At 61.8% G+C, this 22,991-nt stretch carries 21 protein-coding genes and 1 tRNA gene; 5 read left to right on the top strand and 17 right to left on the bottom strand.

The window, feature by feature from the left end; all coding sequences use genetic code 11:
- Window positions 1–54 precede the first annotated feature (54 nt).
- Window positions 55–1,683 (top strand): glucose-6-phosphate isomerase, encoded by a 1,629-nt coding sequence (gene pgi / locus M1E12_RS21690; RefSeq protein ID WP_479563250.1) that lies wholly within the window; start codon window positions 55–57, stop codon window positions 1,681–1,683.
- 45 nt (window positions 1,684–1,728) lie between these two features.
- On the opposite strand, the gene M1E12_RS21685 is transcribed toward pgi, so the two are convergent.
- From M1E12_RS21685 to M1E12_RS21675, 3 genes are all read right to left on the bottom strand, one after another.
- Window positions 1,729–2,274, bottom strand: coding sequence for a hypothetical protein (locus tag M1E12_RS21685; RefSeq protein ID WP_479563249.1), 546 nt, complete (start codon window positions 2,272–2,274; stop codon window positions 1,729–1,731).
- A 106-nt stretch (window positions 2,275–2,380) separates the two neighbouring features.
- Entirely contained in the window at window positions 2,381–3,307 is a 927-nt protein-coding gene (locus M1E12_RS21680; RefSeq protein WP_479563248.1) for a carbohydrate kinase family protein, read from the bottom strand.
- A 77-nt stretch (window positions 3,308–3,384) separates the two neighbouring features.
- Window positions 3,385–4,077 carry an orotate phosphoribosyltransferase gene (locus M1E12_RS21675; protein ID WP_479563247.1) on the bottom strand — a complete coding sequence of 231 codons (693 nt, stop codon included), beginning with the start codon at window positions 4,075–4,077 and terminating at the stop codon, window positions 3,385–3,387.
- A gap of 131 nt (window positions 4,078–4,208) precedes the next feature.
- On the opposite strand from M1E12_RS21675, the gene M1E12_RS21670 reads away from it, so the two are divergent.
- Window positions 4,209–4,364 carry a DUF3096 domain-containing protein gene (locus M1E12_RS21670; RefSeq protein WP_113460090.1) on the top strand — a complete coding sequence of 52 codons (156 nt, stop codon included), beginning with the start codon at window positions 4,209–4,211 and terminating at the stop codon, window positions 4,362–4,364.
- Between the two features lie 70 nt (window positions 4,365–4,434).
- Here M1E12_RS21670 and pyrC read toward each other — a convergent pair whose 3' ends face one another.
- The 9 genes from pyrC to M1E12_RS21625 form a co-directional block, all read right to left on the bottom strand.
- Window positions 4,435–5,472 carry a dihydroorotase gene (gene pyrC, locus M1E12_RS21665; RefSeq protein WP_479563246.1) on the bottom strand — a complete coding sequence of 346 codons (1,038 nt, stop codon included), beginning with the start codon at window positions 5,470–5,472 and terminating at the stop codon, window positions 4,435–4,437.
- A 66-nt stretch (window positions 5,473–5,538) separates the two neighbouring features.
- Window positions 5,539–6,624 carry an HD domain-containing phosphohydrolase gene (locus tag M1E12_RS21660; protein WP_479563245.1) on the bottom strand — a complete coding sequence of 362 codons (1,086 nt, stop codon included), beginning with the start codon at window positions 6,622–6,624 and terminating at the stop codon, window positions 5,539–5,541.
- A gap of 17 nt (window positions 6,625–6,641) precedes the next feature.
- A complete protein-coding gene (locus tag M1E12_RS21655) occupies window positions 6,642–8,903 on the bottom strand; it encodes an ATP-binding protein (RefSeq protein ID WP_479563244.1) in 2,262 nt (753 codons plus the stop codon).
- Window positions 8,900–9,394: a putative pterin-binding protein gene (locus M1E12_RS21650; protein ID WP_479563243.1), complete on the bottom strand. Its 495-nt coding sequence runs from the start codon at window positions 9,392–9,394 to the stop codon at window positions 8,900–8,902. The genes M1E12_RS21655 and M1E12_RS21650 overlap by 4 nt, the downstream gene beginning before the upstream one ends.
- Window positions 9,395–9,411: 17 nt before the next feature.
- On the bottom strand, window positions 9,412–9,807 hold the full coding sequence (locus M1E12_RS21645; protein WP_113460095.1) for a response regulator: 396 nt from the start codon (window positions 9,805–9,807) through the stop codon (window positions 9,412–9,414).
- A gap of 202 nt (window positions 9,808–10,009) precedes the next feature.
- Window positions 10,010–10,633 (bottom strand): nucleoside triphosphate hydrolase, encoded by a 624-nt coding sequence (locus M1E12_RS21640; protein WP_479563242.1) that lies wholly within the window; start codon window positions 10,631–10,633, stop codon window positions 10,010–10,012.
- Complete coding sequence (locus M1E12_RS21635) at window positions 10,630–11,412, bottom strand: ATP-binding cassette domain-containing protein (RefSeq protein WP_479563241.1); 783 nt, start codon at window positions 11,410–11,412, stop codon at window positions 10,630–10,632. The genes M1E12_RS21640 and M1E12_RS21635 overlap by 4 nt, the downstream gene beginning before the upstream one ends.
- Window positions 11,412–12,494, bottom strand: a complete 1,083-nt coding sequence (locus M1E12_RS21630; protein ID WP_113460098.1) for an ABC transporter permease — start codon at window positions 12,492–12,494, stop codon at window positions 11,412–11,414. Before M1E12_RS21630 ends, M1E12_RS21635 begins: the two co-directional genes overlap by 1 nt.
- Window positions 12,495–12,630: 136 nt before the next feature.
- Window positions 12,631–13,656, bottom strand: a complete 1,026-nt coding sequence (locus M1E12_RS21625) for a sugar ABC transporter substrate-binding protein (RefSeq protein WP_113460305.1) — start codon at window positions 13,654–13,656, stop codon at window positions 12,631–12,633.
- A gap of 231 nt (window positions 13,657–13,887) precedes the next feature.
- Between M1E12_RS21625 and M1E12_RS21620 the strand changes: the two genes are divergently transcribed.
- Together M1E12_RS21620 and M1E12_RS21615 are read left to right on the top strand one after the other, a co-directional pair.
- On the top strand, window positions 13,888–15,132 hold the full coding sequence (locus tag M1E12_RS21620) for an ROK family transcriptional regulator (RefSeq protein WP_479563240.1): 1,245 nt from the start codon (window positions 13,888–13,890) through the stop codon (window positions 15,130–15,132).
- Window positions 15,116–15,550 carry an RbsD/FucU family protein gene (locus M1E12_RS21615; protein ID WP_479563239.1) on the top strand — a complete coding sequence of 145 codons (435 nt, stop codon included), beginning with the start codon at window positions 15,116–15,118 and terminating at the stop codon, window positions 15,548–15,550. The genes M1E12_RS21620 and M1E12_RS21615 overlap by 17 nt, the downstream gene beginning before the upstream one ends.
- Here M1E12_RS21615 and M1E12_RS21610 read toward each other — a convergent pair.
- From M1E12_RS21610 to M1E12_RS21590, 5 genes are all read right to left on the bottom strand, one after another.
- Window positions 15,547–16,281, bottom strand: a complete 735-nt coding sequence (locus tag M1E12_RS21610; protein ID WP_113460100.1) for a Crp/Fnr family transcriptional regulator — start codon at window positions 16,279–16,281, stop codon at window positions 15,547–15,549. The two genes, M1E12_RS21615 and M1E12_RS21610, sit on opposite strands and share 4 nt — an antisense overlap.
- 157 nt (window positions 16,282–16,438) lie before the next feature.
- Window positions 16,439–17,479 (bottom strand): 4-hydroxyproline epimerase, encoded by a 1,041-nt coding sequence (locus M1E12_RS21605; protein ID WP_479563238.1) that lies wholly within the window; start codon window positions 17,477–17,479, stop codon window positions 16,439–16,441.
- 228 nt (window positions 17,480–17,707) lie between these two features.
- On the bottom strand, window positions 17,708–20,557 hold the full coding sequence (locus M1E12_RS21600) for a M10 family metallopeptidase C-terminal domain-containing protein (RefSeq protein ID WP_479563237.1): 2,850 nt from the start codon (window positions 20,555–20,557) through the stop codon (window positions 17,708–17,710).
- A gap of 228 nt (window positions 20,558–20,785) precedes the next feature.
- Window positions 20,786–20,862: transfer RNA gene (locus tag M1E12_RS21595), tRNA-Arg, on the bottom strand.
- A 116-nt stretch (window positions 20,863–20,978) separates the two neighbouring features.
- Window positions 20,979–22,412 carry an ATP-binding protein gene (locus tag M1E12_RS21590; protein ID WP_479564941.1) on the bottom strand — a complete coding sequence of 478 codons (1,434 nt, stop codon included), beginning with the start codon at window positions 22,410–22,412 and terminating at the stop codon, window positions 20,979–20,981.
- Window positions 22,413–22,833: 421 nt separating this feature from the next.
- Here M1E12_RS21590 and rpmH point away from each other — a divergent pair, with 421 nt between their 5' ends.
- Window positions 22,834–22,971 (top strand): 50S ribosomal protein L34, encoded by a 138-nt coding sequence (gene rpmH / locus M1E12_RS21585; protein WP_006727993.1) that lies wholly within the window; start codon window positions 22,834–22,836, stop codon window positions 22,969–22,971.
- Window positions 22,972–22,991: the final 20 nt, after the last annotated feature.

Here is a 22,991-nt window from a genome sequence, read left to right as displayed (position 1 = left end):
GTCTCAACTCGCTAATAAGGTCCCCGGCATCATCGTCGAACCAGGGACATTCCGATGCAATCCATCATCGACACACTGACGAGCACGGTCGCCGCCACCCATGCCGAAGATCTGCGCGCCGCCTTTGCCGCCGATCCGCAGCGCTTCAGCCGCTTCTCGGCCTCGCTCGACGACCTGTTGATGGACTATTCCAAATGCGCCGTGAATGACGAGGTGCTCGATCTGCTCGAGCAGCTGATGACGGCGGCCGGGGTTGCCGAAAAGCGTGACGAGATGTTCTCCGGTGCGCCGATCAACTTCACCGAAGGTCGCGCCGTGCTGCACACGGCCCTGCGCAATCGCTCGAACCGTCCGGTCATGGTCGACGGGCGCGACGTCATGCCTGATGTGAATGCCGTTCTCGATGCCATGGGCAAGTTTGCCGACGGCATCCGCTCCGGCGAGATCAAGGGTGCGACCGGCAAGGCAATCACCGATGTCGTCAATATCGGTATCGGCGGCTCGGATCTCGGTCCGGTCATGGCGACGCTGGCGCTCTCTCCCTTCCACGACGGCCCGCGCCTGCATTTCGTCTCGAATATCGACGGCGCCCATATCGCCGACACCCTGAAGGCGCTTTCGGCCCAGACCACGCTCTTCATCGTCGCCTCGAAGACCTTCACCACCATCGAGACCATGACCAACGCCCAGACGGCGCGCGCCTTCATCGCCGATGCGCTCGGGGAAGCAGCTGTCGGCCATCATTTCTGCGCCGTCTCGACCGCGCTCGACAAGGTCGCCGCCTTCGGCATCGATGCATCCCGCGTCTTCGGCTTCTGGGACTGGGTCGGTGGACGCTATTCGATCTGGTCGGCCATCGGCCTGCCGCTGATGATCGCAATCGGCCCGGACAATTTCGGCGATTTTCTCGCCGGCGGCCATGCGATGGACGAGCATTTCCGCAACGCCCCCTTCCGGCAGAACCTGCCGATGCTGCTCGGCGCGCTTGGCGTCTATCATCGCAATGTGCTGAACTATCAGACCCGCGCGATCCTGCCTTACGATCAGCGTCTGTCGCGCTTTCCTGCCTATCTGCAGCAGCTCGACATGGAATCGAACGGCAAGAGCGTCACGATCGACGGCAAGCCGGTGCAGAGGGCATCGGGCCCGGTCGTCTGGGGCGAACCCGGCACCAATGGCCAGCACGCCTTCTACCAGCTGATCCACCAGGGCACGAGCGTCATCCCGGCAGAGTTCCTGATCGCGGCCAACGGCTTCGAACCGGAACTGCGCCACCAGCACGAATTGCTGATCGCCAATTGCCTGGCGCAGTCGGAAGCGCTCATGAAGGGCCGTACGCTCGCGGAAGCCAAGAGCCAGCTGACCGCCAAGGGTGTTTCCGACGAAGAGGCCGATTTCCTCGCCCCGCATCGCGTCTTCTCCGGCAACCGCCCGTCGATCACCTTCGTCTACGAGCAGCTCACCCCCTTCACCCTCGGTCGCCTGATCGCGCTCTACGAACACCGCGTCTTCGTCGAAGGCGTCGTCTTCCGGATCAATTCCTTCGACCAGTGGGGCGTGGAACTAGGCAAGGAACTGGCGACGGGGCTTCTGCCCGTGGTGCAGGGCAAAGTGGCGGCCACGGGGCACGACAGCTCGACGGCGGGGTTGGTGTCGGCGCTGGCGGAACGGAAGACGGGGTGAGCAGACGCGTAAGATGTCACGCCAGACGCGCTGCATAGTAACGGCCTATCTGACTTCGGTGTGACTATGAGCCCCATTTCCAACGACGCGTACGGTATCGATGAAGATGCCTGCAGCTGATCCCGTGCCCTCGATCACTAGAGAATCCCCCGGCTTGAGGGAAATGCGAAACCACTCAGGCAAGCCGCAAAGTGGATCGCGCCCGAACGGCATGTCACGCAAGTAGACAGCGTATTTGCACGCCTTATCCTGCACCACACGATCAACCTGATAAGTCCGCTCGGCCTGCTTGCCGATAGCAAGTGTAATAGACATTGGGAGAAGCTGGGAGACTGATACATGTGCCGCTGCGAAGCCGGCGAGCGGTAAGAGCGCGAGGCTAATCTTCTGCCTTTTTTGCCTCGATAGGAAAAAACCCGGCCCCGCTAGCAAATCATTGATGATCTGATGACGCTTGGTAGTCGGCGGCAGATTCAAGAGCCGTCGCACGCCATAGTACGCCAAGCCGGCGCCAACTGCTCCCAGCGCAATTGCGTAGGGCTTACTGCCCGCAACCCATTCTGGCGAGGGTAAGAATTCGTATCCAAGCACCAAGCGATCTCATGGCTCCATCCTCGCGGCACAGTACGGGGTAGACGCGATCAGCACCAACGAAGGCTACAAACTAGGTTACGGAGACCCAAAGAGCAGCTAAGCCTCAGAACCCAATCTCCGCCGCCGTCGGCGGGTTGGCCCCTGCCCGTGACACCGTCACTGCGGCGGCCTTCGCGCCCACCGTCAGCGCCTCGCGCACAGCCTCTTCCGAAAGAGTTGCGACCTTTTCCTTGGTCAGCAATCCCTGACGCTTCAGCGATGCCAGAATGCCCGCGTCGAACGTATCGCCGGCGCCGACGGTGTCGACCACCTCGACCTTGTTCGAGGGCACCGAGACCTTGAAGTTGGCCGTATAGGCCGTCGCGCCTTCGGCGCCCTTCGTCAGCACCACGAGCTTGGCGCCGCGCGTCAGCCAATGGGCAGCGCGTTCGTCCTGGCTGCCCTGGAGATCGAACCAGTCGAGATCTTCATCGGAGAATTTCAGGATGTCGGACATGTCGGCCATGCGGGCGATGCGGGCCTGGTGGGCGGCCTTGTCCTTGATGAAGCCGGGGCGGATATTCGGGTCGAGCGAGATCACGCGGGTCTTGTGCTCGCGCGTCATCAGCGCCTCGTAGGTCGAGCCGCAGGGTTCCGGGATCAGGCTGATGGCGCCGAAATGCAGGGCCTCACAGCGATCGTCCAGCGTCGGCAGATCAGCTTCCGTGATCATCCGGCCGGCCGTGTTCTCGTCGTAGAACGCGTAGGATGCCTGTCCGTTGGTGAGCTTCACCAGCGCGATCGTGCAGGGCCGCGACAGCGTCGCGCAATAGCTAAAATCGACGCCGGATGATTTCAGCGTGTCGCGCAGGATGTCGCCCAGCATGTCGTCGGAAAGGCCGGTGAAGAAGCCGGTGTCGATGCCGAGGCGCCCGAGCGCAATCGCCGTGTTGAAGATCGCGCCGCCGGCATAGGGCGCGAAGGCGCGCTCGCCCAGCGTGGTTTCGCGTGGCAACATGTCGATCAGCGCTTCGCCGCAACACAGGATCATCTCGACCTCCCAGTACTCTGTTTCAATCGATTTAAACCATATCGCGCCTGATTTCCAGAGCGAGCATGAGCATTTGCTCAGGTGAGCGACGAAATCCCGCCATTGCGTCCCGACCATTCGAGCGGTGCATCGAGGAAGGCCTCGACTTCCGACAGCGTCTTCTCGTCGAACAGTTGCTGCTCGCGGGCCACGGCAAGAACGTTTCGCCATGTGGCGATGTAGTGGAGCTTTACCTTGCCGGCATCGAACCGCTCAAGCGCCTCCGGGAAGATGCCGTAGAAGAAGAGTGCGATGCCGTGATCAACCACGCCGCCGGCAGCCCGGATAGCATCGATGAACTTGAACATGCTGCCGCCCGCTGTCGTCAGGTCCTCGATAACGAGCACGCGCGCACCTTCCGGCATATGGCCTTCGATCTGGGCATTGCGGCCATGGCCCTTGGGGGCCTTGCGTACATAGATCATCGGCAGGGCGAGGCGATCGGCGAGAAGCGCTGCAAACGGGATACCGGCCGTCTCGCCGCCTGCAATGCAGTCGAACTGTTCGAAGCCCGCATTGCGCATCAGGGTCGCGGCTGCGAAGTCCATCACCGCCGAGCGCACGCGCGGATAGGAGAGAAGCTTGCGGCAGTCGATGTAAACCGGGCTCTTCATGCCCGAGGAGAGCTTATAGGGCTCGGCCGCGTTGAAATGCACCGCCTTGATCTCCCAGAGCATCTTCGCCACGAGGTCTGCCATGACGGCGGGATCGGTGAAGGGGGTCTGGATCATCGGGCGCTCCTGTCAAACTTCAGTCAAGGCGCAATAGCAGCAAGCTGCCCGGCCCGCCAGATGGGCTGCGATGGAACAATCCGGGTCGGCCGACCTTTAAGTGCTCTGCCAACCACAAAGGATCGCAAATCATGGACAACGTCCTCGTCATCCAGCCGCTCGTCGCCCTGATCGCCGGCGTTCTCATCCTCATCATGCCGCGCCTGCTCAACTACGTGGTCGCGCTCTATCTCATCCTCGTCGGCGTCCTAGGGCTCTGGCCTCAGCTGGCCACGATGGGCGGCTGAAGAAGGCTGAGAGCTTTCAGGTAAAGCTCCAAAACGAGCATCTGACGTCTAGCGTCAGGTGCTCTCCTTTTCAGGCGACATCCCAGTGGAGCGGGAACTTCGGATTGAAGATGGTCACGGGACCGGCGCCGGTGTAGATCTTTTGCGGGAACTCGACCGGTTGATCCCGCTTCACCAGCGTGATGGTCTCCTCGTTCGCCGGCAGGCCATACCAGGCGGGGCCGTTGAGCGACGCGAAGGCTTCGAGCTTGTCCAGGGCGTTCTCCTGTTCGAAGACATGCGCCAGGCAGCTCATGGTGTTGATCGACGTATAGATGCCCGCACAGCCGCAGGCGCATTCCTTCAAGGGATCGACATGCGGGGCACTGTCAGTCCCGAGGAAAAACCTTGCATCACCGGAGACGGCCGCCTTGCGCAGGGCCTGGCGATGGTTCTCTCGCTTGGCGACCGGCAGGCAGTAGTAATGGGGCTGGATGCCGCCGACGAGAATGTCGTTGCGGTTGATGATCAGGTGATGCGTGGTGATCGAGCCCGCCAGATTGCGCTCCGCGGAGCGGATGTACCCGATGCCGTCTTCGGTCGTCACGTGCTCCATGGTGACCTTCAGTTCCGGCAGCCGCTTGCGCAGCGGATCCAGGACAGTGTCGATGAAGACCTTCTCGCGATCGAAGATATCGACTTCCGGTGTGGTCACCTCGCCATGGACGCAGAGCGGCAGGCCGATCTTCGCCATGCGCTCCAGCACCGGCATGGCCTTTTCCATGTCTCGCACACCGCCATGCGAATTGGTCGTCGCGCCTGCGGGATAGAGCTTCACGGCCGTGATCAGGCCGGAGCGTTTGCCCTCCTCGACGTCATCGGGATTGGTGTGCTCTGTCAGATAGAGCGTCATCAGTGGCTCGAAGCGATCGCCTGCGGGAATCGCCTTCAGAATTCGCTCGCGATAGGCGCGCGCATCCGCTGATGTGACCACCGGCGGCACGAGGTTCGGCATGATGATCGCGCGGGCAAAATGCCGGCTGGTGTCGCCGATCACGCCTTCCAGCATGGCACCATCGCGCAGATGCAGGTGCCAGTCGTCTGGGCGGCGGATGGTGAGGGATGACATGGGGCGAGCCTCCGGCTTGACGAGAACTCGCCGCCCTTAGCATGTCCATCCCTTGGGATCAAAGCATCAGGCGACGCGTTCGCTCGCCGAGATCATGGCTTTTTCGACCTCCTGGGCCTGCTCCAGCCGATCCTGCTCCATGATCGCCTTGATCCGCGGCAATGCCCGCTCGAAAGCGGCCACGCAGTCGGGATCGAACTGGGTGCCGGCGCGGCCGAGGATATGCTCGACCGTGCGCTCGAATGTCCAGGCCGGCTTGTAGGGCCGCTCCGTGGTCAGGGCATCGAAGTTGTCGGCGATGCAGACGATGCGCCCCGAGATCGGGATCGCCGTGCCGACGAGACGGTTCGGATACCCCTGGCCGTCCCAGCGCTCGTGGTGGCTGGCGGCAATCTCGGAGGCAAGCTGCAGCAGCGAAGAATGCGAGCGGCCGAGAATATCGCTGCCGATTTCGGCATGCGCCTGCATCTGACGATACTCGGCTTCGGTCAGGCGCCCCTGCTTCAGAAGCACCGTATCCGGCATGGCCACCTTGCCGATATCATGCATCGGGGCTGCCAGCCGGATGTCATGGCAGAGCTGCGGCGAGAGGCCGAGTTCGATCGCAATGGCTTCGGAATAGAGCGCGACGCGCAGCGTGTGGCGCGCGGTCTCCGGGTCCTTGTAGCCGGCAGCGAGCGTCAGCCGGTGAATGATTTCCTGCTCGCGCTCACGCAATTCGCCGACGGCACGCTCGACCTCGCGGCGCAGCCACTCGGCCTGGTCTGCCAGCTGGCGACGGGCACGGGCGAGGCTGACGATGTTCTGGACGCGCGCCTGAAACTCGACGGGGTTCACCGGTTTCGTCAGGAAGTCGATTGCACCGGCATTCAAGGCCGCCATGCGGGTCGTCATGTCCTTGTCGGCGGTGACGAATATCACCGGCACCTCGGCATATTTGTCGAAGCGGACGATTTCCGTGTAGAGCTCAACACCGTTATAGACCGGCATCTGGTAATCGATGATCGCGATGTCGAAATCGAGTTCGGGCAAGGCCGAGAGCACGGCGTCGGGGCTGGCGTAAGGCAGGGCCTCGCAGTTGTCGAGCTTGCCGACGAGCTTCGTCAGGAGCTTTAGGTTTGTGCTGTTGTCGTCCACCAACAAAATACGCATGAACGTCTCCTTGCTTCTCAGGCAACCAGTTTGAATTTGAGTGCGAGGATCTCCTCGCCGAACATTTCGATATCCGCGGGCGCCGGTGTCTGGCTCCTGAGGGCGTTTGCTCTCAGGGCAAGATCGTTCAGACCGACATTGAAGGCCGCTCCCTTGATCGTGTGCAGGACACGATCAACCCGTTCCGGATCGTTCTTGCGGAGCGCCTCGTTCAACTCGTCCATCAATCCCGTGGCATCGTCGAAGAAGGATTCCACAAGCTCCTGGAAGACGTCCTCGCCGAGTGCATCGACGAGCTCGGCATGGCGGGCTTCGTCGAGCCCTTCAATGCCGAGGCCTGGCATGGACTGAAGCGGCATGTCGACCAGATCCACTTCCGGCAGTTCCAGCTTCTGGGGCGCTGTCGTCGTTGCCGCTGTCGGCGCGGTTTCGCGCGTCGAGGACGTGGCGTGTGCAATCATCTTCTTCAATCTTTCCAACGTCACGGGTTTGGATTCGAAGCCCTTCATGCCGGCCTCGAGGCAACGGCGACGATCGTCGTCGGAGGCATTGGCTGTCATGGCGATGATCGGGGCTTCGGCGGAGGGACCACCTTCGGCGATTATCCGCTTCGTCGCCTCGATGCCGTCCATGACCGGCATCTGCATGTCCATAAGGATCAGATCGAAGGCCCGCTCACGCGAGATGGACACGGCTTCGGCGCCATCATTGGCAATCTCGACGTCCTGGCCCAGGCGGGCGAGGAAGCGGGTGGCGACGATCTGGTTCACCTTATTGTCCTCGACCAGGAGGATGCGCTTGCGCGGCAGGGTTTCCTCGGCGACGACCTTGGCATCGAGGCCGCTCGCCTCTTCGCGGGTGACCGGCACGACGCCGAGTTCGAACCAGAAGATCGAACCGACACCGACGGTGCTGCTCATGCCGAGCTCACCGCCGAGCTTCTCGACGATCTGCTTGCAGATGGTAAGGCCGAGACCCGTGCCGCCATAGCGACGGCTGATCGAGGCGTCGACCTGCGAGAAAGGCTTGAACAGCTTGTCGAGGCCGGCCTCGTCGATGCCGATGCCGGTATCTTCCACCTCGAAGCGGATCATCAGCTTGCCCTCGCGGTAGAAGTCGCGCAGGCGGAGCGTGACCGTGCCCTGATGGGTGAACTTGACGGCGTTCGACAGGAGATTGAGCAGGACCTGGCGCAGGCGCGTTGGATCGGTCTTGACGTACAGCGCCTGAAGCGAATCCGGCAGATCGAGGATCACGGTGTTCTGGTGATCATCGGCGCGACCGCGGATGATGCTGACGGTGCTCTCGGCCAGCGCGCAAACGTCGAAGGCACGCTCCTCGAGCTCCAGCTTGCCGTGTTCGATCTTGGAGAAGTCCAGGATCTCGTTGATGATCTCGAGCAGCGCTTCGCCGGACGAGCGGATCGTCTTGACGCTGGAAAGCGCGTCATCGGGCAGTTCCGACAGTTCGAGCAGTTCGGACATGCCGAGGATGGCGTTGAGCGGCGTGCGGATTTCGTGGCCCATGGTCGCCATGAATTGCGACTTCGCCCGGTTGCCGGCATCGGCCGCCTCATAGGCCTCACTCAACTGAGCCGCCATGACTTGCAATTCGTGGCTCGAGCGACGGACCGAGCGGAGCTGACGGTTGAGGGTCACAACCAGGAACACCACCGACCCCATCAGCAATGTCAGCATCACCGTGGAGGTGCGCTCCAGATTGAGGATGGTCGAGCGGCTCTCGGCGCGTTCGTAGCTGACGCGTGTATTGGTGTAGAGAAGGAAGTCCTCGGCTGCCCGGCCCATCGGGCCCAGGAGATCGTTGAGCTGCTGCAGCTGGGCGGAATCGGGAGTGACACCCGCCGCATAGGCGTCGAACATCGGCTGCGCCGCCTGGACCGTCTGCGTGACTTCGTTGATGTAGCTGCGGATCTTCTCGTCGCCGGAGAAATACGTGCCGAACTTGGCCTGGTCGAGGATGGAGATGCGCGAGTAGAGAATGTCGTAGCGCAGGGCGAGCTCATCGAGCTCCTGCGGTGTCGGTTCATCACGACGGACATCTGCGAGGCTGTGGTTCAGCTGGCGCACTTCGCGGTCGAGTTGATACACCGACCACAGGGAGTTCTCACGGACGCCATCTTCCATGATCCGGTATTGGCGGGCGATATCAACGAAGAGAACGAGAAGGACAAGCAGGAGCACAGCCGAAACGGTTTGCAGGACGAAGGCAACCGTGCCTCCGCCTACAAACTTCCGCGCTGTTGCTCCCGTCAATGTCACTTGATGACCTCGATTTCCTTGATCTGCCAGACCGAACGCGAGAAGTATTTCTCATTGTAGAGATCGGCATCGAGATCGAAGGGATAGACCAGCATGAGCGGGCCCTTGTCACGGACCGACATCGGCTTGCCGTCCAGCTTGGTGGCCAGGATCGTATCGAGCTTGGCGTCTTCCGCCGGCACTTCCGCGGCATAATCGTTCAGTGCCCGGACCTTGAGATTGGCGCCCGTGGCCCCCACGGCGGACAGGACCTCACGCAGAAACGGGCCTTCGAAGGTGACCTTGCCCTCAGTCCAGGGCGTTTCCATCTCGCCCTTTCGACCCTTCAGCGCTTCCAGCATGGCCAGGTCGAACTGGGCCGTGTCGCCGGCATTGGTGTTCGAGATGCTGCCTTTTACCGTCAGGACAACGGGTCCGGTCGGGGCATCGAGTGCGAGGGCGGCCGTTGCGGTCAAAGCGCTCGCGAGAAGTGCAACGAGAATGCTTTTCATGGTTCAGCGTCCTTCAATCAGGCTGAGCGAAGTTCGGCATGGACAGCCGCAGCACCGAGGTGATCGGCCAGCAGCTTGCGGAAGGCGACGGCCTCGACCGGCTTGTGCAGGAAATCCGTCACGCCGGCTGCGTTTGCTTCCTCGCGCAGGCGAGGCTCGTCATCGGCAGTCACCATGACGACGGGTACGTCACGGTAGCGATCCATGAGGCGGACGGCCTTGGTGAACTGCAGCCCGGACATGCCCGGCAGCATATGGTCGACGATCAACATTTCGAAATTTTCGGCGTGGCACAGCATCAGCGCCGTATTCCCGTCGCCGGCGACCTTGATCTCTGCGGCCGTCACCTTCTTTGCGAGATGCTTGATGATCATCGCATTGGTCGGATTGTCTTCGACAATCAAAATAGCCATTTACACCCCCTGTCCAAAGCACCCGAACGAGGCTTTCAAAGCCTCCTCAACACGGCGGGTGCCGCGTTAACCTTTCATGGAGGAGTTGTATCAGGGGGAGGCTGAAATTCGCTGAACCAAACCGGTACAATTTTACCGATGGCGCATTTAATTAGAACTTAATAATTTTCGCATGTCCGACTACGTTTGGAATCCGGCACCTTCAGAACTGGTCGAAGGTGAAATCTGCCATGCGGCTGCGTTCCAGAACGAGTCGGCCATTCGGAAGATCATTGCCTTCCACCTTCGCTTCGATCTGTGCCGGAGTGAGACCGTAATGCACCCAACGGGCGATCAGCCGCCGCTCCAGTTCCTCAATCGGTGGCGCCACCATGACGGTGAGATCGAAGAGATCGGCAAGGCCTGCCCAGCGCCCCTGGTCGAGCAGGAGATAATTCCCCTCGGCGATCACGATGCGATCCTCCGGCGCGATGCAGCGAGCGGCAGCAATTGCCAGCTCCCGGGAGCGATCGAAGACCGGAACGAAAACCTCGCCTCCGGCCTTTACCGCGCGCAAGAGATCAGCGAGCCCGCGCACGTCGAAGGTGTGGGGTGCGCCCTTGCGCGAGAGATCGCCGCGCTGTTCCAGGATTGCGTTGTCCAGGTGAAACCCATCCATGGGAAGGACCGCACTCCGCTGGCCTCTTTCCGTCAGGATCTCGTGCAGACGGTCGGCAAGTGTCGACTTACCCGCCCCCGGGGGGCCTGCGACGGCGACGAGCAGACGGGCGTCGGATTGCGCCCGTCTCTCGATTTCAGACAGAAGCTCGTCCAGCGACTGGCTCATGCGGCCTGCTCGGCCTCCGGCGCCGGCCGCGCACCCGTCATGAAGGCGACCGCGTCGGACATTGTGTAGTCCTTGGGGTTGATGACGCAGAGCCGCTTGCCGAGGCGATGGACGTGGATGCGGTCAGCAACCTCAAACACATGCGGCATGTTGTGGGAGATCAGCACGATCGGCAGACCTCGCGACCGCACATCGAGGATCAGCTCGAGCACCTTGCGGCTCTCCTTGACCCCAAGGGCTGCCGTCGGTTCATCGAGGATGATGACCTTCGAGCCGAAAGCTGCCGCACGCGCGACCGCCACCCCCTGGCGTTGGCCACCCGACAGGGTTTCCACGGCCTGGTTGATGTTTTGAATGGTCATCAGGCCGAGTTCGGAGAGCTTGTCCCGCGCGATCTTTTCCATCGCCGGACGATCCAGCTTGCGGAAGACCGAGCCCATGACGCCCGGCTTGCGCAGCTCGCGGCCGAGGAACATGTTGTCGGCGATTGAAAGCGCCGGCGACAGGGCGAGGTTCTGGTACACCGTTTCGATGCCGGCCTGGCGGGCATCGATCGGCGAGCGGAAATGAACCGGCTTGCCTTCGAGGCGGATCTCGCCTTCATCGGGCGAGACCGCGCCTGAGATCGCCTTGATCAACGAGGACTTGCCGGCCCCGTTGTCGCCGATCACGGCGAGGATTTCGCCGGGGTAGAGGTCGAAGTCGGCGTGATCGAGAGCGGTGACGCGACCGTAGCGCTTGACCAGTCCGCGGGCGGTGAGGATGGGGTTCTGGGTCATCAGCCTGCTACCTTTCTGATCCACTGGTCGATTGCCACGGCTGCGATGATGAGGACGCCGATCAGGAGATAGGTCCATTGCGGGTCCGTTCCGATCAGGCGCAGGCCGAGCTGGAAGACACCGACGATCAAGGCACCGAAGAGCATGCCGAGCACCGAGCCGCGTCCGCCGAAGAGCGAGATGCCGCCGATGACCACGGCCGTGATGGATTCAATGTTGGCGAATTGGCCGGCAGTTGGGGAGACCGAGCCGATACGGCCGATCAGAGCCCAGCCGGCAAGCGCGCAGATGAGACCGGAGAGGGTGTAAACGGAGATCAGCATGCGCTTGACGTTGACGCCGGCGAGTTCCGCCGCATCCGGATCGTCACCGACCGCGTAGACATGGCGGCCCCAGGCGGTGTGGTTGAGCACATACCAGAGCACGGCGACCAGCAGGACCATGGCAATGACGCCATAGGTGAAGACGGCACCGCCCATGCGGATGCTCTCGCCGAAGAATTGCAGGATCGGCGCATTGGCTTCGATATCCTGGGCGCGGATCGTCTCATTGGCCGAATAGAGGAAGTTGGTGGCGAGCACGATCTGCCACATGCCGAGCGTGACGATGAAGGGCGGCAGCTTCATACGGGCAACGAGGACACCGTTTATAAAGCCGCAGAAGGCGCCGACGACAAAGCCGCAAAGCACCGCAAGTTCGGGCGGGAGACCGTAGCGGAATGCGAACTGACCCATGACGACGGACGAAAGCACCATGATCGCACCAACCGAGAGGTCGATGCCGGCCGTCAGGATAACCAGCGTCTGGGCGGCTCCCACAATGCCGACGATCGCCACCTGCTGCAGGATGAGGGTCAGGGTGAAGGCGGAGAAGAACTTGCCGCCGAGAATGAGGCCGAAGACAGCGATCGACAGCACGAGCACGATCAGCGCCACGGCTGCCGGGCTCGAATGCAGGAAATGCTGGAAGCGCTCGAGCGCGCTCTTCTCATGGCGGTCGAACGAGGCGACCTCGGTCGAACTCGAAGACAGGACCTTTTCAAATTCCTGTGGGGTCCGCGTTTCGGGATTGGCCGGCTGCATGGGTCATCCTCCCTGCCGTTGCTCAGTTTTTACATGAAGGATACGCCCGGCCCGCCGCCGCGCAAGGCCGGGCGTTGCGCCTGCCGGCGAGAGCGAACTCCCGCCGGCGTCTCAGTTCAGGCGCAGGAGGCTGAGATCAACCCCAGCACTTCTCGGTGCCGACCTTGGTGTCGATCGACTCGACGCCGGCAGCCGGCTTGTCGGTGACGAGAGCAACGCCCGTGTCGAAGAAGTTCTTGCCTTCGGTTGCGGCCGGCTTTTCCCCGGTGTCCGCGAACTTCTTGATCGCTTCGATGCCGAGCGAGGCCATCAGCAGCGGATACTGCTGCGAGGTGGCGCCGATGACGCCTTCAGCGACGTTCTTAACGCCCGGGCAGCCGCCGTCGACGGAAACGATCAGGACGTCGTTTTCCTTGCCGACAGCCTTCAGGGCTTCATAAGCACCGGCAGCGGCCGGCTCGTTGATGGTGTGAACGACGTTGATGGAAGGGTCCTTCTGGAGAAGGTTTTCCATCGCGGTACGGCCGCCTTCTTCGTTGCCGTTGGTCACGTCGTGGCCGACGATGCGCGGATCGGTTTCGTCGCCGATCTTGTTGATGTCGGCAACGTCGATGCCGAAGCCCTTCATGAAGCCCTGGTTACGCAGAACGTCGACCGACGGCTGCGAGGGCGTCAGGTTGAGGAAGGCGATCTTGGCGTCCTTGGCAGCGTCGCCGAGGGTTGCTGCAGCCCACTTGCCGATCAGTTCGCCAGCGAGAAGGTTGTCGGTCGCGAAGGTCTGGTCGGCAGCGTCGATCGGCTCCAACGGGGTGTCGAGAGCGATGACCAGGAGGCCGGCGTCGCGGGCCTTCTGGACAGCCGGGACGATGCCCTTGGTGTCGGACGCCGTCAGCAGGATGCCCTTGGCGCCGTCGGCGATGCAGGTTTCGATGGCTGCGACCTGGCTTTCGCTATCACCGTCGATCTTGCCCGCGTAGGACTTCAGCGTCACGCCGAGTTCAGCCGCCTTGGCGGTCGCGCCTTCCTTCATCTTGACGAAGAAGGGGTTGGTGTCGGTCTTGGTGATGAGGCAGGCGGAAACGTCGGCTGCCTGTGCCGGCGCGGCGAAGACAACGCCGAGAGCCAGGGTCGACAGGGCAGCAGTGATCAGAGACTTTTTCATTTGGTATTCCTCCCGAATGGTGTCGGCCAGCTCCTCCGGCCGCAGTGTGTCGGCACGGATCACCCCCTGGCAAACCGTTCGGCTGCCATCAGGCATCCACTCCTCCACGGCCCCATTTAGAACATCAGAACATTTGGACTGTCAATAAATAAATCCAGTTGAATTATTAAATCGGTGTGACATTCTGGAGAGGCTCTCGTAAAAGAGAGCGGTCGGGAGGAGCGGCCTGAAGTGTCACAGGATGATCAAGCAAGACTGGCGGATCCGGCGCCCAGGGTGAGCGCTGGCGGCGGCTCGAACCAGGTGCGCGTGCGCGCCTATAACGAGCGTCTCGTATTGTCGCTGGTGCGCCAGAACCCCGGCTGTTCGAAGGCTGACATTGCGCGGCTTACGGGATTGTCGGCCCAGACGGTGTCCGTGATCATGCGCTCGCTCGAGAGCGACGAACTGCTCATGCGCGGTGAGCCGATTCGTGGACGCGTGGGGCAACCTTCGGTGCCGATGTTCATCAATCCGGAGGCCGTCTTCTCCTTCGGGGTCAAGATCGGTCGCCGCAGCGCCGACCTCGTGCTGATGGATTTCGCCGGCAACATCCGCGAGCAGCGGCACCGCACCTACCGCTATCCCCATCCCGATCACCTGCTGCCGTTCATCAGCGAAGGCATCGCCGAGATGGAAGCGGCTATGACCGCGACGATGCGGGGGCGGATCGCCGGGATCGGGATTGCAGCACCTTTCGAGTTGTGGAATTGGGCCGAGGAAGTCGGCGCGCCCGAAGGGGCCATGGAGATCTGGCGCCATGTCGATCTGCAGGTCGAGGTTCAGAACCGCATGGCGCATCCCGTCTACCTGCGCAACGACGCCACCAGCGCCTGCGGTGCGGAGCTCGTTTTCGGTGCCGGACAGCGCTATCCGGATTTCGTCTATTTCTACATCGGCTCCTTCATCGGCGGCGGTATCGTCGTCAACTCGTCGCTGTTCGTGGGACGGACAGGGACCGCAGGAGCCATCGGCCCCCTGCCCGTGCGCGACAAGCACGGCCAGACACGCCAGCTTCTCGACATTGCCTCGATCTTCGTGCTCGAAAATCTCCTGCGGGAGCGCGGCATCGACCCGCAGCCACTCTGGTATGCGGCCGAGGAATGGATCGACTTCGGCGAGCCGCTGGAGATCTGGCTGCAGGACACAGCCGCCGCCCTGGCGCAGGCCGTGATTGCCGCCGCCTCGATCATCGACTTCTCCGCCGCCATCATCGACGGTGGCTTCCCCGCCTGGGTGCGCCACCGACTGGTGAAGGCGACGGTCGAGGCGATGAACCGGCTCGACCTTCAGGGCGTCGTCATTCCCGATATCGTGGAAGGCGAAGTCGGAGACCAGGCCCGCGCCATCGGCGGCGCGAGCCTGCCGATCTTCCACCGCTACCTCATCGATCAAACCGTGTTGTTCAAGGATACCACCCATGCTGAAGGGTATTGATCCCCTGCTGAGCCCCGAGCTTCTCGCCACCCTGCGCGCCATGGGCCATGGCGACGAGATCGCCATCGTCGACGGCAATTATCCGGCGCTGGAGCACGCCAGACGGCTGGTGCGCCTTGACGGCCACGCGCTCGTGCCCGTGCTCGACGCGATCCTCCGCGTCATGCCGATCGATGATTTCGTGCCGGAGGCAATCTTCCGCTCGGTGGTTGGCGGCAAACCGGATCAGGTCGACCCTGTGCATCGGGAGATCATCGATTGCTGCGCAAAGCATGAGCCGAAGGTGCCCGTTACCAAGCTCGTCGGTGCCGATTTCTACAACAGGGTAAAGGCCGCCCATACGGTCGTGCAGACAGGCGAGCCGCGGCTCTATGCCAATGTCATCCTGCGCAAAGGCGTCATCTACCCGTCCGCTTAGCCTTCAAGCGCCCGCGAGATGCGGCGGGAGAGCTCGACCGGGTTCTTCAGGACGATTGCGCGGCTGGTGCGCTCCACCAGCTGCTCACGAGCCAGCCGGGACATTTCGCGCGAAACCGTTTCGCGGCTGGCGCCGATATGCTCGGCCAGCTCCGCATGCACGAGCGGCGGCGAGATGATGCGCTCGCGTCCGCCATCGTTGCGCACGCGGGAAAGCCGCAGCAGCGTGTTGTAGAGACGGTGCTTCGTGTCGAGAAAAGAGAGTTCCGACAGGCGGTCGTTCATGGCGCGAATGCGCTTGGACAGAAGCTGCAGCAGCGCCAGCGCCACGTCGGATCTCTGCCTCAGGATGTCATGGAAAACGATGCATGGGATGACGGTTACCGTGGCATCGCTGACGGCCATCAGGCTTGCAGAGCGGGCCATGTCGTCGATCGCGGATTGCTCGCCAAGAATGTCGCCGCGTTTGAAGCTGCCAAGAATGGCTTCCTTGCCGACGGAAAAGCGTAGCACGGCCCGGATCTCGCCCGTCTGAACGATGAAGACGTCCTTCGACATATCCTCGAAGTCGACGAGGCTTTCGCCGGCGCTCAACGTACGGGAGTGGCAGCGCAGAAGCCATTCGCGATCTTCTTCTGGAGTGAGACCAGCAAAGATGGCGCATCCGCGCAATGTCGGAAGCGCGTTTGCCGGAAGCGGCAGGGCAGAACCTGTCGTAGCGTTTGCTTTCATTTACGGATTACTTGTCTCGTTCATGACGATGAAGCTTACTTATTCGCCGGCATCGATGCTTAGCAAGATGCTTGGAAGCAAGACCCTTACAATTCGGCTACCAGCTAACGTCGAATTTTATTCAATTTGGAACAATGCAGAAACACCGCTCGAAAAGTCAACCGATCGAGCCTGAGGACGGTCCCCAGACGTCGGTCAGCGCAAAGCCCCGCTCGAAAGGATCGAAGGGGTCGAGCGCGATCTGATGCAGGCCGAAGGTGAAGCCGCGGCCGCTGATCGTCGGAATGACGGCGGGCCGGCCAGCGACTTGCGAGAGTGCCGAAAGGCCGACCTCGAATTCAGATCCGATGATCGATCGCGACAGCATCGTGTCGCCGACCTTGACCTTGCCTCTGGCATGGAGCGTCGCGAGGTTAGCCGAATTGCCGGTGCCACACGGCGAGCGATCGACACGACCGGGCCACATGGTCGTGCAGGTACGGATCGCGCCGTCAGGATCGACGTCCCGGAACATCACATAGGCGACACCCGAGATCGCCGGGATCTCGGGATGGACGACCGGGATTTTCCGATTGATCTCTTCCTTCAGGATCATGCCCGCATCAACGAGTGCCCGGGCATTGCCCTTCTCGATCGTCAGGCCCACCTGACCGACATCGACCAGCGCGTAAAAGATGCCGCCATAGCTCAAGTCGAAGGTGATGCGGCCCCATTGCTCGGTGTCGAGCGCCACATCCAGTTCGTGGACGAAGGACGGGACCATGGTGAGCTTCACACGCTCGCAGCGCCCATCGCGGCAGGTGGCGGTCGCCTTGACGAGCCCGGCTGCCGTTTCCAGCATCACGATCGTTTCCGGCTCCTGCATTTCCACCATGCCGCTTTCCAGAAGCGCGGTCGTCACACATATGGAATTGGAGCCCGAGCTTGCATGGGCCTGGTCCGGCTGGAGAATGACAAAGGCGGCGTCGGCTGACGGATGCTTCGGCGGCAGCAAGAGATTGACCGAACCGATCGGAGCCCCGCGCGGCTCGAGCACGAGCATGCGGCGGAGCGCCTCGCCCTTGGGATCGCTGTTCAGCCAGGCAAGCTGATCGGCCACCGTCTCGCCCGGGATCTTGGGCACACCTCCCACGGCGACCTTGCCGATCTCACCCTCCGCGTGAACGTCGAGCAATTGAAGTGTGCGCTTCCATCTCATCTGGTTTTCCCACCGCCGGTCCATCTCCCGCCTGGCAGCGGGCTTCCCCCTCCAAGAGCACATCTCAATGCCTGATCTCAAGGAGAGACGTCACAGGACGCGATCTGCAACGTTGCCGCAAACTGTTAATTCAGCTCGCCCGCATATCCAAGTGCTTTGTTGAACAAAATGCGCAACGGGTTGGGCGACGCTGCCATGTGCGTCATGGGTCTGGGTGACAAGACCTCATCACACGACGGCGATATCCTCGTGAGCGATCGTCAGACCTGCCTTCACATAGGCAAACACGATGGCAGAACCGGCGCCATCGCCGTCGGCGTCATAGGCAAGTGCGCCCGATACCTGGTCATGGAGGATACGCTGGTCCGCTGTGGTGGCGACCGTTCCGGTCCCGAAGTTTTCCTCGAGCAAAGTTCCGAGATAACCGATGTCGGAAAAGACGTCGGCATCGATCAAAATCTGGTCGAGTGTCCCGTCGAAGTCGATGATGCGGTCGGCGTTGCCCGACCCGATTTCGTCGAAGACGAACATGTCGGCCCCGGCTCCCCCGGTCAGCGTGTCATTCCCAAGGCCACCATAGAGCCAGTCATTGCCGGTGCCGCCATCCAGACGGTCGTTTCCGGAACCGCCATAGAGATTGTCGTTGCCGGTCCCGCCGATGAGGACATCGTTGCCGCCGTTGCCGTAGAGCGTGTCGTTGCCGCCGGCGCCGTTGAGCGTATTCGCGCCACTGCCACCGGTGATGACGTTGTCGAGGTCATTGCCCGTTCCGGTGAAGGAAGCGGAGCCGAGATAGGTCAGATTCTCCAGATGGGCGCCGAGGCGATAGCTTGTGAGCGTCGTCTGCACCGTGTCCGTGCCACCATTGGCGAGCTCCACGACAACATCGCGCGTGTTGTCGACGACGTAAGTGTCGTTCCCGGCACCGCCCGTCATGCGGTCGATCCCGGAGCCGCCATTGATGTAGTCGTCGCCAGCGCCCGTCGACAGGACGTCATTCCCGCTGCCACCGTAGACGGTATCGTTGCCACCGCCACCGGATATGCTGTCATTGCCGCCGCCGCCAGACAGTACATCGTTTCCGGTTCCGCCCCAGATCTTGTTTGCGAGCTCGTTGCCCGTCCCGACAAAATCACCATCGCCAACATAGACCAGGTTCTCGACCCAGGCGGTCAGCGTGTAGGCCTCCAAGGTTGCGCGCACCGTATCGGTGTTGCCGTTGCGAGCCTCAACCACCACATCACCTGCGGAATCGACAATGTAGGTGTCATTTCCGGTTCCCCCGACCATTCGGTCGTTACCGGTGCCACCGTCGAGCAAGTCGTGGCCAGCACCCCCGATCAGGGTGTCGTTGCCGCCGTGGCCGCGCAGCGTGTCATTGCCGTTGCCACCATCCAAATGCTCCATGGCGTCCGAACCAGTGAGCGTGTCAGCGGATCGACCACCCCGCTTGACGATCGGCGTCAGCTGGGCGTCGTCATTGACGATAGAGACCGTTGCCGAGGCTGTGGCGAGGCTGAGGCCAAGCGACGGGGCGGAGAGCGTCAGGGCAAAAGTCTCCCTCGCCTCGAAGGTGGTGTCGGCAGCAAGGTAGACCGTTATGGTCTTCGATGTCTCACCCGCGGCAAATGACACGGTTCCAGACTGAGCACCGGCAAAATCCTGGGCATTGGCGGCGCTGGAGCCCGTTCCCGCCACCCGCCAGGTCAGCGTTTCCTCCGAAAGCGCCGCCTTGCTCAAAGAGACGGTGAAGGTGACCGCCGTCGGTTCGCCCGTGCCTTCCGTCACTTCGGCCGCATCAGCACTCACCGAGACAAGTGCCGGCAACAGATCGGGATCAAGAAGGGACTCAAGGCTCCGCTCGACATTGAGCGCGTCGATGAAACGCTCCACCGCGGTCACGGTATCGGTCCCGATCAGCAGCCCCATGAAGGTGAAGGTCGCCGTCGCGACGCTGTAAGTCCAGCTGATGTTCGACCAGCTGTCGTTGAAAAGCACGACGTCGGTGCCATCGCCGCCATCGATCGTGTCATTTCCACCACCGGCTGCGATCGTGTCATTGCCGGCTAAGGCGCGAATGGTGTCATTGCCGCCGTTGGTGGTGATGACGTTGTCGCGGGCGTTGCCCTGCACCGTGTCGTTCCCGTTGCCCGTCACCGCATTCTCGATCCAGGCGCCCCGGGCGATTGAAATGTTCATCGTCATGCTGTTGGCAGACGAGAAGGATCCCGGCGCAAGATCGACATTGCTTGCGGTGTTCCAGCCGGAGAGGTTCAGCGTGTCGGTGCCGCCAGCGTCCCAGATGCAGATGATCGGATTGAGGTTCTGGGTGAAGTCGAAGATCGCTGCGGTTGTCCCGGTGACATTGGATTGGAAGCCGTAGACGGTGTCACCCGTGCGTGTGGTCGTATCGACACCATACATGGCCTGCATGGCCATGATGTCGTTCATCATCGGGGTCTGCGGCGAATAAAGCTTGCCGTCTGCGCCGACCCAATCTGCCCAGGCAACCAGACCCTGGCCATTTGCCGAGCCCGAACCCCAGGACGGGCCGAAATAGGACATGACCGAATAAACCGTCGAGTCTTGATAGGACGAGGGCGTATCGGCGCTGCCGTTGTAGTCGCCCATGTGCTCTAGGCCGAGCGCGTGACCGATTTCATGGACGAAGGTCAGGAAGCCATGGGCACCGATCTTCGGCGTCATCAGGTCATTGGTGCCCTGGCTGGAATTGTAGGCGCTGTTGATCCAGACGCTGCCAACGGTCGGGAAATAGGCATGGGCGTAGGAGACACCCGATGTCGAATTGCCGAACTCGATGTTCGAGGCGGTGCTCGTCGTGCCGGGCGCAACTTTCTGGATCGAGGTCGCGATCACGTCATCCCAAAGCGTCAGCGCCAGTTCGGCGCGCGCCTGCTGGGTGGCATTGAAGGCCGAAAAGCCGGTGCCCTCGCCGCTGTATCGCGCCATGCCGGTGACGACCGTCGGGAACGAATAGGTGATCACCGAACCGGACCATTTGGAGCCCGAATTGAGCTGGTTGATCACCTGCTGATCGGTCCAGGAAGACAGTGCCATGCGATGCTCCACTATGCCTTCACCGCACCGGCGGTGATTTCGCATGAGGACGCTATCATCCGTGTTTTAGAGTCTGGTTACAGAAGAAGATGAATATCGCGGAACCGAGAAAGCTAAAATTTGAGGGAAAGATCGAACCTCAGCCATCCGCCTTGGAATTGCACGCGGATCCAAGCGATTGCGCATGGCACGCGCGAAACGACGGTTCACTATTGCTGAGAAGAAGAATGGCGCACCCGAAGAGATTCGAACTCCTGACCCCCAGATTCGTAGTCTGGTGCTCTATCCAGCTGAGCTACGGGTGCGTACCGGCCGACTGTCCGTCGGCGTGTGGCGATCCTCTAAAGCGGGTCGCTCAGGAATGCAAGCGCCCATTTCAAAAAAGAGTCATTTTCCTTTTCATGCGACGCGGCACGTCCGCTCAGGCGCGGGCGCGCCAGTCGTCGAGAGCCACTGGCCTGTCGGGGATTTCGACCCGGAACATGGTGCCGGGGCCTGGTTTTTCCACAAGGGCGATCGTTCCGCCATGAGCGAGCACGAGTTCGCGAGCAATGGCGAGACCGAGGCCCGTTCCGCCTGAACGTGCCGAACCGCGAAAGGCGGCAAAGAGGTTTTCGCGTGCCTTGCGCGGCATGCCAGGCCCCGTGTCGTCGATGACGATGGCGACGACCGAGCCCATGCGCTGGGCCGACACCGTGATGCGGCGCACGTGATCCGGTTCTTCCGGCGTGAAAGAGGCGAGCGCCTGCACGGCGTTGCGGCAAATGTTGTGAATGACGCGGAAGAGCTGTTCGCTGTCTGCGTCCACCTCGATGTCGGGGGCGATCGTGTCAACGAATTCGATGCCGGAATCGTGGCTGAGATGCAGGAGGTCCCGCACTTCCTGACACACTTCGGAAAGCAGGAAACGCCGGCGGCGTGGCTCGGCCTCGGAGGTCTGTCCGTAAGAGAGGACCTCGCTGGTGTAACCGACGGCCCGGTCGATGGTGCGTAGCAGCTTCGGAGCGAAGCTCTTCACAAGGGGATCCTCGACATCGACCAGACGGTCGGACATCAATTGCGCCGAGGCCAGGATGTTGCGCATGTCATGATTGATCTTGGAGACGGCGAGGCCGAGGTCGGCCAGCGTCTTCTGCTGGCGCAGCGTCTTCTGCAGCTGGTCCTGCATGCGCGAGAGATGGCGACCGGCAACGGCAATCTCATCCTTGCCGTGCGTGGCCGGCAGGATGCGCGACGGATCTTCCGGGTTCTCGGCAAAGGCCTGCATGCTGCGCGCGAGACGGCGCACGGGCATGATCATGACGCGGTTGATGGCAAGGAACATCAGGACTGCTGTAATCACCGAGATGATCAGCGAGACGAAGAGGATGTTACGGGCATAGCCCAGCATGGCCTTGTGGAGCGGCCCTTCGTCGATGACGATTTCCACCGTCACGTCGCTGCCTTCGGCAATCGGACCGTAGATGCGCAGCAACCGGTCGCCTCCGAAAAGCAGGGTATAGAAGGCGTCCCTGATCGATCCGAGCTCGGAGTAATCGGAAAGATCGAAGGCGGCATCGACTTCGTTCGGCATTTCGGTGACGGCGAGGAGACGCGACGTGCCGTCCTTCCGGAGGACGATCGCCTTGGTGCCCGTCGTCGCCAGCGTGTCCTCCTGGACCCCGCGCGGCAGCTCCAGCGGCTGAAGCCCGTCGATGACGACGCCCGCGGCTGCCGCGGTGTTCAGCCGATCCTGCAGCCATCTCTGGCGCATGGTCGCGATCGAGGGGGCGAAGATCAGGATTTCAGCCAGCATGACGAAGGCTATGGTCAGCCACAGGAGCTTGCCGGAAAGCCCGCGGATGCGGGACGGCATGGCGTAGCCTCCGGAGAGGTCGGCCTGCAGATCATGATCCTGCCGGTCGAGCATTAGGCCCTCATTCCTGTCGTCCGATCCACAACGGCCGGAGGCGAGCCATGCCTAACGGGCACATGACGCCAGTCTCCGGTTCAATGCTGTCTCTCATGCCTATCATGCGCAAGCAGCGAATAAACATGAAAGTTTGTTCATGTTAACGACGCAAAGGGCATGGCGGATGTGTGGCGAGGAGAGGAATTTCGCCTTTATTTGCCGGATCAGGCCTTAAAACCCGGCATCATTGACTCCTGTGCCCCCTGACACTATAAGCCGCGCACGTTCGGATACAGGCGCCCGGCGGCGCTGACCCGTGCGACGAACCAAAACGCTGTTGCAATTTGCACATCCAAGAAGGGCCGCACACCGCGGTATTAAATAAATGTCGAAGCGTACTTTCCAACCTTCCAAGCTTGTTCGCAAGCGCCGCCACGGCTTCCGTGCGCGTATGGCCACCAAGGGCGGCCGCCAGGTCCTCAACGCACGCCGCGCACGCGGTCGCGCCAAGCTCTCGGCCTAAGGGCCGTATGAGCCCGACGA

This window comes from Rhizobium sp. K33 (assembly GCF_056501445.1).
The sequence above is the reverse complement of the archived record's forward strand: the minus strand, read 5'-3'. Positions and strand labels throughout refer to the sequence as shown.